Genomic DNA, 10,669 nt, shown 5'->3' with positions numbered 1-10,669 from the left:
CTACGGACTTTTTAAGTTGGTAGGCTGTGCCTATCCTACTGGATATAACCTATCCTGTCTTCTCTTAAAATCATACCATTTCGGGAAATCACGGGAAAGCTAGCAAAAACTGTCCGAATCCGTACAGTAGCTGTACGCAGGCGTACACTATTTTCGCAAAAAAAGCCATTTCCAGCCAACTGAGGGCATTTTTAAAAGTTTGGCACACCTTTGGCATTAGAGAGGTCAAGGGTTTAGTAAGCGTAACCGCGAACGACCCTAAACAGCCGTTCGCCGGTCTTTTTTAATTCAACTATCGAAATGGAAACTCTTTGCAAAACTGATCGTACCGCCTTAGTAGAAGCCTGCCGACAAGGGGACCGCTCGGCTCAGTACGAACTGTATCGCCTGTATTCCAAATCGATGTACAACGTTTGCTACCGAATCCTGAATCATACGGCAGAAGCCGAAGACGTATTACAGGATGCCTTTGTGAAGTTTTTCCAACGCATCCACGAATTTCGGCAGGAAAGTACGGTGGGAGCTTATCTGAAGCAGATTGTTGTCAATGAAGCTCTCAATCGCCTGCGTCAGCGTCGGGTACAGCTGGTGGAAATCGAAGAAAGTTTCGACATGCCTTACGAAGCCGCCGCCGAACCCGACGAATGGGAAATCTCACACGTACGGGCTGCGATGATGAAGTTACCCGATGGTTTCCGTACGGTCCTTACGCTCCATTTGCTGGAAGAGTACAGCCATGATGAAATTGCCGAAATGTTACAAATCTCCGCCTCCACGTCCCGCACCCAGTTTATGCGGGCCAAGAATAAACTGAGAGAGATGTTAAGCCAATATTGAGTTTTTAGTTTACCGTTTTCAGTTTCCAATTAATCAGCTTACTGCTCAACTGAAAACGGCAAACCGACAACCGCAAACTGTATAACCAATTAACCTTTTTTTCCCCGTGGATAAGAAAATTGAAAGAAAATTCTGGAACCGTAAACGTGTCTTTTTTTTAACGGGCGGTTTGCTCCTGGTGTCGCTCACGTTGTGGGCACTGGTATTCCGGGATAAGCGTACACAACTACGGGTCGAGACGGAAAAGCTGACCGTATTGAGTGTTTCGCAGGGTGCTTTTAACGAATTCATTCCCGTCAACGGTACGGTTATCCCCATCCAGAGTGTACAGCTGGATGCCGTCGAAGGCGGTTCGATTGAGAAAATCTTCAAGCAATCGGGCGATATGGTAAAGGCGGGCGACGTGATTCTGCAACTCTCCAATACGGAACTGAAACTAAACGTACTAACGCGGGAAACGGCTTTATACGATCAGTTGAACAACGCCCGTACCTCCCGTCTGCAATTGCAACAAAATACGCTGGCCCTTCAGAATACGCTGGCGGAGATCGATTATCAGGTCAAAATCAAGGAACAACAGTTAAACCGGAACGACAAAGCCTCCAAGTACCTTTCGGAGAAGGAAATGCAGGATGTTCGCGAAGAAGTATCCTATCAGAAACGCCGTCGCAACGTTACGCAACGTTCGTACATGCAGGATTCTCTGATTCGGATTCAGCAAAATTCGCAGTTGTCTCAATCCGAAAAACGGATTTGGGAAAGCATTCAGAACGTAGGTCAGATGCTGGACAACCTGCTGGTCAAGGCTCCCATCTCCGGTCAGCTTTCAACCGCTACGGACTTGCAGATCGGTCAGCTGATTACAAAAGGTACCAAAATCGGTCAGGTCGATATTCTGGATAAATTCAAAGTACGGGTGCCCATCGACGAACTGTACCTGCCCCGAATCGTGAAAGGACTGGAAGGTTACGCGGATCTGGATGGAAAAGAATACAAGCTTGTCGTCGATAAAGTGTTCCCTACGGTTACCAACGGTCGTTTTGAAGTCGATATGCTTTTTGCTCAGACGGCTCCTACGGATATTCGTCGCGGTCAAACCTTACGCATTCGCCTGGAACTGGGTAAACCCGAACAGGCGGTACTGCTTCCCACGGGTGGTTTCTATCAGCAAACGGGCGGTAACTGGGTATTCGTGGTGGAAGCGGGTGGACAACGAGCCGTACGCCGCAATATCCAACTGGGACGCAAGAACCCGACATACTACGAAGTACTGGATGGCCTGAAACCCGGTGAAAAAGTCATCACCTCGAGTTACGAGTTCTTCGGCGACAATGAAGTACTCAATCTCAATGAAAAGCAACCGTAACGTTTATCAACCACCGATTTCACGGAGTTACTTCGTGAAATCGGTGCCCAACTTTGAGTCACTCTGTGGTTAATCCTTTACCATTCATCTGAAGTTCAACACACACATACAACCATGATCCAAATCAAAAACCTCCGAAAAGTTTACCGTACCGAAGAAATTGAAACAACGGCTCTCGATCATGTGAATGTGGAAATTGCCGACGGCGAATTTGTCGCGATCATGGGTCCGTCGGGTTGCGGAAAATCGACTTTACTCAATGTATTGGGTATGCTGGACAACCCTTCCACGGGCGAGTACAACTTCTGGGGCGAGGAAATTTCAAAGTACTCGGAACGCCAGCGGGCCAAGCTCCGTAAGGGAAACATCGGTTTCGTATTCCAGAGCTTTAACCTGATCGACGAACTGACCGTATACGAAAACGTTGAACTTCCCCTGCTGTACCTCGGAAAATCGGCTTCCGAACGTAAGGAACTCGTTGAAACGGTATTAACCCGCATGAACATCATGCACCGGAAAGACCACTTCCCCCAGCAGCTTTCCGGTGGTCAGCAACAACGGGTAGCCATCGCCCGGGCTGTAGTCGCTAAACCCAAGCTGATCCTCGCCGATGAGCCGACGGGTAACCTCGATTCGACCAACGGCGAAGAGGTCATGAAACTGCTTCAGCAACTCAACGAAGAAGGCACGACCATCATCATGGTAACGCACTCCCCTTATGATGCCAACTACAGTCACCGGATCATCAACCTCTTCGACGGCCACGTGGTGACGGAAAACGTGAATACGAAGTTTCATATCTAAGTTTTCTGTTTGCCGTTTTCTGTTTTCAGTAAGGGTTCGTACAGCTTACCCTTTCTGGCTGTACACTAACTTTTCACACCTGTTATCGGTCGCCTCACTGGTAGGCAAACTGAAAACAGTAAACAGTGAACCGACAACTAATATTTCCTTCAGCTATGGTCTCCAACTACTTCAAAATTGCCTTTCGTAATCTCTGGAGAAACGGTGTTTTTTCGGTGATCAACATTGTGGGTCTGGCTCTGGGTGTGGCCTGTAGTTTGCTGATTGGGCTTTGGGTACAGGATGAACTGGCGATGGATAACTACCACGCCAAAAGTCCGGTGCTGTACCGAATCATGCAAAGCCAGACGTTCAACGGCGAAACCAATGCTGGTCCGCATACACCGGGTTTGCTCAGTTACGAATTGAAAAAGAAGTTTCCGGAAGTGGTCCATGCGTCGGGTTTCACCTGGGAGAATGAGCTAAACTTCACGGTCGGCGATAAATTCAACAAGCAGAAAGCCCGCTGGGCCGGTGAAGACTGGTTCAAGATGTTTTCGATTCCTCTGTTGGCGGGTACGCCCGCCACGGCCTTGAAGGCCCCCGAAAGCGTGGCGATTTCCCGGAAACTGGCTGATAATTACTTCGGCAGTCCGCAAAACGCCCTGGGTAAAACGGTCGAAGTAGCGGGACGTGACATTCCCTATAAAGTCACGGCCGTTTTTGAAGATTTACCCGCTCAGGCCTCCGAAAAATACGATTTCCTGCTTACCTGGGAAGACTTCCGCAAGCGAAACAACTGGGTCGAACAATGGGGTAACAATGGTCCCCGCGTATACTTTGAGCTTCGCCCGGATGCGAATACGGCCAACGTAGAAAAACGGCTGAAGAAATTTTTGAATAACTACCGCAAGGAAGAGTACCCCAACACCCTGTTCATGCAACGCCTCAGCGAATCGTACCTCTACAGCGATTTTCGGGGCGGTACTCAAAACGGCGGTCGTATTGAATACGTGCGTTTATTCAGCGTGGTCGCTGTATTTATTCTGCTCATTGCCTGTATCAACTTTATGAATCTGGCGACGGCCCGCTCCGAACGCCGAAGCCGCGAGGTGGGCGTTCGGAAAGTGATGGGAGCCGTCCGGGAATCGCTGATTGGGCAGTTTCTGGCCGAATCGTTCCTGATTACTGCACTGGCCGTACTGGTGGCTATTGGTCTGGTGGAACTGGTCCTGCCTAACTTCAATGAACTCACCGAAAAACAACTGGTTTTAAATTATACCCAACCGGGCACGTATCTGATTTTGCTGGGCGTAACCCTCCTAACGGGTCTCATTGCAGGTAGCTATCCGGCGTTTTACCTGTCAGGCTTCAATCCGGCCCGTGTACTGAAAGGTCGCCTGAAGTTCTCCCGAGGTAGTAAACTGTTCCGTCAGGGACTCGTAGTTTTTCAGTTTACGCTTTCCATTCTCCTCATTGTCGGTACGATCATCATCTATCGACAGGTGAGTTTATTCAGAATAAAAATCTGGGCTACGATCGCGAGAATTTGATTTACATTCCGATGGAAGGCGAGTTATCGACGAAGTACCGGACCATCCATCAGCAACTCCTGCATATGCCGGGGATCCAGTCCATCAGTACCATCAATCAGGTACCCGGTGAATTTGGCAGTAACACCACGGGCGTAAACTGGCCCGGAAAAGATCCGGAATCCCGTCCGCTGTTTGAGGCAACGGGTATTGGATACGACGGACTGAAAACACTGGGCATCAAGCTCTTGTCGGGTCGGGAATTTTCCGAAAAATATGCTACCGATTCCGCCGCGTTCCTCATCAATCGTGAAGCCGCTGCCTTGATGGGGTATAAAGATCCGGTGGGCAAACCGATTACGTTCTGGGACCGTCCGGGTACAATTATCGGGCTGGTGGATGAGTTTCATTTTCATTCACTCCACGAACAAATCAGACCCCTGATTCTGCGGCTGGACGCGGGCTGGTCAACTTCCTACTACGGAGCCATGATGGTCCGGACGCAGCCGGGACAAACCCAACAGGCCATTGCCAGCCTGGAAAGCGTCTGCAAACAGGCCAATCCCAAATTTCCCTTCACTTACCGTTTTGCCGACGTAGAATACGGCAAGCTGTACCGCTCCGAACAGGTCATGGGGACCCTGGCTAAAGTTTTCGCCGGGCTGGGTATCTTCATTTCCTGTCTGGGCTTACTGGGACTGGCCGCCTTTACCGCCGAACAGCGAACCAAAGAAATTGGTATTCGAAAAGTACTGGGAGCCAGCGTATTAAGTGTTATCTCTCTGCTTTCCAAAGACTTTGTCAAGCTCGTGGGTATTGCCTTCCTGCTGGCCTCGCCGGTCGCCTGGTGGGCCCTGGGCGATTACCTCGACAAGTTCTATTACCACGTAAATCTCGACTGGTGGGTATTCGCTGGAGCGGGCCTACTGGCCCTGCTCGTCGCCCTGCTCACGGTGAGTTCACAGGCTTTCCGGGCGGCTACTGTCAACCCGGTGAAGAGTCTGAAAAGTGAGTAATGGCTCGTTGATGGTTGTTTGTTGTGGGTTGTTAGGTCGTTTGCCGTGTTAAAAGTCAACGTTGATAAACACCTTCTTCAGCCCAAAACAAACAACTATCAACGAACAACAAACAACCAAAGCCTACCCCAGTAGCCATGTTACAGAACTATCTCAAAATCGCCTGGCGGAGTTTATGGAAAAACCGGCTGTTTTCCATGGTCAATCTCGTGGGGCTGGCTCTGGGGCTTACGGCTTCGCTGCTCATTCTGGAATACGTCAGTTTCGAGAAGAGCTTCAATACCTTTCATCCGCAACTGCCCAGCCTGTACCGATTCCTGATGAAAGATCAGGCGGGTACTACCCAGGGAAGTTCGGCTCCGGGCATTATTCTCCGGGCCGATTTTCCCGAAATCAAAGGCTACTGCCGCCTGGCCGAGGGCATTTCAAACGGCATCATCACCGTTGCAAACCAGACCTTTCGGGAAGAACATTCGGCGTACGCGGATGCTTCCCTGTTTGAGCTTTTTCACTTCCCTGTGCTATCGGGTTCCGCTCAGGAGCTTAAGAAGCCTCTCACGGTAGCCCTGTCCGCCCAGCAGGCCCGTACACTCTTTGGCAGTACCGACATCGTGGGTAAAAGCCTGTCACTGGCCAATCAGTTCGGGAAACTGGAGTACGCCGTAGTAGCTGTATACGATGACATGCCCGAAAACTCGGATCTACAGGTAGACCTGGTTCTTTCCCTGGCAACTTTACAAAACCCAGCCCTTGTGGCGTCCAATAGCTGGGTCGACCCGACGGGCGTGGGAGCCCAGTTTCTGACAACCTACGTGCGACTCGCTCCGCAAAGTACGGTGAGCCACGTAGAAGCCAAATTTAATGCCCTGCTCAAGACCTTACCCACCGGAGCCACGGACGAAATTCGATTACAGGCGGTTTCGTTTCAGCACCTCGGTTCCTCCCTTAACGACTCCTACCCCACCTACGGTAACCTGGGGTTCGTGTACATCCTAACCGGCATTGCCCTGCTGATTTTACTGATTGCCTGGTTCAACTACGTCAACTTGAGTACGGCGTTATCCACCAAACGTTCCAAAGAAGTGGGCGTTCGGAAAGTCATTGGTGCTCACCGCAACCAGTTGATCACTCAGTTTTTGGGCGAATCCATGATCCTGAATCTGACCGCCTTTCTACTGGCTCTGGTTCTGGTGGATCTGCTTCAGATTCCCTTTAATCTACTGATCAGGAAAAATCTTTCGTTATCCATCCTGTTCCACTCTTCGTTCGGACTGTATGGTATTCTGTTCTTCATCGCCGGAAGTGTGCTTTCAGGAGCGTATACGGCCTTCATTCTGAGTGGTATTAATCCTATTTTGAGTCTGAAAGGTGGTTTTTTGAAATCGGGACGGGCTTGGCTACGGCAGTCCCTCGTGGTCTTTCAGTTCAGCATTTCCATTGCCCTGATTGCCGCTACATTCATCGTCTATCATCAGTTGCACTACATGCAGCGTAAAAATCTGGGCATGAACCTCCAGCAACTGCTGGTGATGCAGGGACCGGAAGTAGGGCGGGAAGACAGTCTGTTTCAGGACCGGGCCGTAGGTTTTCGGAACGCCGTGAGTCAGTTGGCGTTCGTATCGTCCTTCAGCAATACGGGAAATGTTCCGGGTAATGGCTTTAACTTTTCAACGGAGAATGTCTTACGGACCGACCAGACCACCGCAGGGGCTCATACCAGTTACAAAGTCTTAATCTGCGATGACCAGTATTTTAAAACCTACGACATCGCTTTAGCCACCGGCCGTGCGTTTACGAAAGGGGAAACCGAAAAATCCTGGAGAAATGTAGCTCAGGTGGTACTGAATGAAGCCGCCGTTGCCCGCCTATCCGCTACGCCGACGAGTATCCTTGGGAAAACCATCAGCTTTAACGGACAAGCCGTGGAAGTGATTGGAGTCGTTAAAAATTACCATCATCTGGGTTTAAAGGAAGTCATTCAACCCATCGTTTTCTGGCCGCAGCAAAATACCACCTACTTCACGGCTCAGATTTCCACGGATCAGCTACCGAAACACCTGAGTCAGATTCAAACCCTGTACGAACGTTTTTTCCCAGGTAATCCCTTTTCATTTCATTTCGCCGACGAACAGTTTAACTACCAATACCAGACGGAGCAGCAATACAGCGAATTGTTTACGCTGGCGGCTGGACTATCCATCTTCATCGCCTGTCTGGGTCTGCTTGGACTGGCCGCTTTTAGTGCCGAACAGCGAACCAAGGAAATTGGTATCCGGAAAGTACTCGGAGCCAGTGTCGTGCAGCTTTCGGCCATGCTTTCCAAAGATTTTGTCCGCCTGGTTCTGATTGCTCTCCTCCTCGCGGTTCCGCTGGTTTGGCTGGCTATGGAACGCTGGCTGGAACAGTTTGCCTATCACGTCTCGGTGCAGTGGTGGATCTTCGCCGGAGCTGGACTCCTGACCCTGACGATCGCTTTACTCACGGTTGGTTATCAGTCCATTCGAACGGCCTTGATCAATCCGGTGAAGAGTTTAAAAAGTGAATAAGGATGGTTGTTGGTTACTGGTTGATGGTGGTTAGGGGCTCATAAGTCAGGGCCTTTTCGAAGAGACTGACACGCCTCTTTCTCAAAAACAACTCCACCTCAAACTACTAAAAACCAACAACAAACAACGACATAACCATCAACCAATGTATGTTATCTAATTATCTAAAAATCGCTTTTCGAAACCTCTGGCGAAATAAGACCTACTCGGCCATCAACCTGTTTGGGCTGGCCTTTGGCATCGCGACATGCTTACTCATTACTTTCTACGTGATCGATGAGCTGAGTTACGATCGCTTTCTGGGTAATGCCGATCGGGCGTATCGCATCAATACGGATATTAATTTTGGTGGTTCCGAATCCCATACGGCGGCTACTGCGGCTCCGATGGGACCGGCCCTGGCCCAAGTCTACCCGGACATTGAAGCGGCGGCCCGTATCCGCGATCAGGCTCCGGGCATGATTCGAAAAGGGACGGAGAAAATTCAGGAACGATCCGTCTACGCCGATTCCACGCTCTTCGACGTACTGGGCCTGACTGTCCTTGCGGGCAATTCCAAAACCGCTCTCAATCAGCCTCATACAGTAGTGATTACCCGCCGCATGGCCCTGAAGTATTTTGACACTCCGGAAGCCGTCGGTAAAACACTGATACTGAACGAAAACGATCCGTATAAAGTCACGGGTGTGATCGAAGACCTGCCCCGTACCTCCCACCTTAACGCGGATCTGTATTTCAGTATGCTGGATCACGCCGACAGCAAGGAAAATAGCTGGTTAAGCCACAACTACAGCACGTACCTTTTACTAAAACCCGGCGTATCTACCCAGCAGGTCGAAAGTCAGATTCGGCAGCTCTTTCTGAAACACGCGGGACCGATGATTCAGCAGTGGCTGGGTAAGAATGTAGCCGAACTGGAAGCAGGCGGCAGCTACGTTCGTTATACGCTCATGCCCGTTCCGGATATTCATTTACACTCCAATCGCGTGGATGAAATGAATCCCTCGGGTAACATTCAGTACGTTTACATCTTCTCGGCCATTGCCATCTTCATACTTTTCATTGCCTGCATCAACTTCATGAACCTGGCAACGGCCCGTTCGGCTCACCGGGCCAAGGAAGTAGGCGTACGAAAGGTACTGGGTTCAGCAAGTGCCCACCTGATCGGGCAGTTTCTGACGGAATCCATCCTGCTCAGTTTCATGGCTTGTAGCATTTCTTTATTATTGGTGGAACTGGCCTTGCCCGCTTTTAACCAATTAGCCGACAAACAGCTTTCGCTTAATTTCATTCGTGACTGGTACCTGCTGCCCTTCCTGCTGACCTTTGCCCTGTTCGTAGGCGTGCTAGCAGGCAGCTACCCGGCTTTTTATCTGTCTTCTTTCGAACCCGCCAAAGTACTGAAAGGCAAGCTTACCGCCGGGATGCGAAGCGGCTGGCTGCGGAGTTCGCTGGTCGTTTTCCAGTTTTTCGCCTCGGTATTCCTGATCATCTGTACCCTGGCAATTCATCGGCAACTCAATTTCATTCAGCAGAAACAGGTGGGTTTTGATCGTGAGCAAGTCCTCATGCTTGATGGCGTCTATGGTCCCCAGGTACAGGCCTTGAAAAACGAAATTTTACGCATCCCCGGCGTACAGAGCGGAACGGTTACGGGCTACCTGCCAACCCCTTCGTGGCGGGGAAACGATTCGTTTTTTCCGGAAGGCGAAGTAACGCCGGAGCGGGCCGTGCAAATGCAAACGTGGTACGTAGACCCGGACTACATGAAAACCATGGGCTTACAGTTGTTGGCGGGACGGAATTTTTCCAATCAGATGGCGACGGATTCTTCGGCGGTTATTCTCAATGAAACCGCGGCGAAACTCTTCGGGTATACGAGTCCGACGGGTCGGAAAATTGCGGAAATTGAAGATCTACGAACGGGCCGAACCCGGGAACTACACATCATCGGCGTCGTAAAAAACTTCAACTATGAGTCCCTCCGCGAGAACGTCGGAGCCTTATGCCTCCTACTCAACGCCAATCCGGCGGGCTATGCCACCTTTCGACTGAAAACCCAGCAACTGCCCGAAACCGTAGCCAAGATTGAGCAAACCTGGCAACGCGTATTGCCGGGGCAACCCTTCCGGGCTCAGTTTATGGATGAAGCTTTCGACAGTATTTACCGTAGCGAGCAACGCGTCGGAAAAGTCTTTCTATCGTTTGCGATCACGGCCATTGTCATTGCCTGTCTGGGACTATTTGGCTTGGCGGCGTATTCGGCTGAACAGCGTACCAAGGAAATCGGCGTACGGAAAGTCCTGGGAGCTACCGAACTGCAACTCGTCGCTCTGCTCTCCAGCGATTTCATCCGGCTTATTGGCATCGCGTTCCTCATCGCCGTTCCCATTGCCTGGTACGTCATGAACCAATGGCTCGAAGGTTTTGCCTACCGTAGTTCACTGAGTATCTGGATCTTTCTTGGAGCGGGGGTAGCTTCGCTCTGCATTGCCCTGCTGACCATTAGTAGTCAGGCCATCCGGGCGGCGGCCATGAACCCTGTCAAGAGTCTGAAATCAGAGTAAATTTTCACCCTACGGCTGAACG

General features: G+C 50.5%; 7 protein-coding genes. All 7 read left to right on the top strand.

Annotation, left to right across the window (positions count from 1 at the left end):
• The first annotated feature begins 300 nt into the window (after positions 1-300).
• The 7 genes from BWI93_RS18520 to BWI93_RS18495 all read left to right on the top strand — a co-directional run bounded on the left by BWI93_RS18520 (position 301) and on the right by BWI93_RS18495 (position 10,647).
• Positions 301-837: an RNA polymerase sigma factor gene (locus tag BWI93_RS18520; RefSeq protein ID WP_094813998.1), complete on the top strand. Its 537-nt coding sequence runs from the start codon at positions 301-303 to the stop codon at positions 835-837.
• Positions 838-943: 106 nt separating this feature from the next.
• Positions 944-2,203, top strand: coding sequence for an efflux RND transporter periplasmic adaptor subunit (locus BWI93_RS18515; RefSeq protein ID WP_094813996.1), 1,260 nt, complete (start codon positions 944-946; stop codon positions 2,201-2,203).
• A 114-nt stretch (positions 2,204-2,317) separates the two neighbouring features.
• On the top strand, positions 2,318-3,007 hold the full coding sequence (locus BWI93_RS18510) for an ABC transporter ATP-binding protein (protein WP_094813994.1): 690 nt from the start codon (positions 2,318-2,320) through the stop codon (positions 3,005-3,007).
• 125 nt (positions 3,008-3,132) lie between these two features.
• On the top strand, positions 3,133-4,539 hold the full coding sequence (locus tag BWI93_RS29700) for an ABC transporter permease (RefSeq protein WP_369679185.1): 1,407 nt from the start codon (positions 3,133-3,135) through the stop codon (positions 4,537-4,539).
• An 11-nt stretch (positions 4,540-4,550) separates the two neighbouring features.
• Positions 4,551-5,534 (top strand): ABC transporter permease, encoded by a 984-nt coding sequence (locus BWI93_RS29695; protein ID WP_369679184.1) that lies wholly within the window; start codon positions 4,551-4,553, stop codon positions 5,532-5,534.
• A 137-nt stretch (positions 5,535-5,671) separates the two neighbouring features.
• Positions 5,672-8,080, top strand: coding sequence for an FtsX-like permease family protein (locus BWI93_RS18500; RefSeq protein ID WP_094813992.1), 2,409 nt, complete (start codon positions 5,672-5,674; stop codon positions 8,078-8,080).
• A 149-nt stretch (positions 8,081-8,229) separates the two neighbouring features.
• Entirely contained in the window at positions 8,230-10,647 is a 2,418-nt protein-coding gene (locus BWI93_RS18495; protein ID WP_094813990.1) for an ABC transporter permease, read from the top strand.
• Positions 10,648-10,669 lie beyond the last annotated feature (22 nt).

The sequence above is a fragment of the Siphonobacter sp. BAB-5385 genome (genome assembly GCF_002261125.1).
In the GTDB taxonomy this organism is placed as follows: Bacteria; Bacteroidota; Bacteroidia; order Cytophagales; family Spirosomataceae; genus Siphonobacter.
This window is presented reverse-complemented; position numbering and strand designations above follow the sequence as displayed.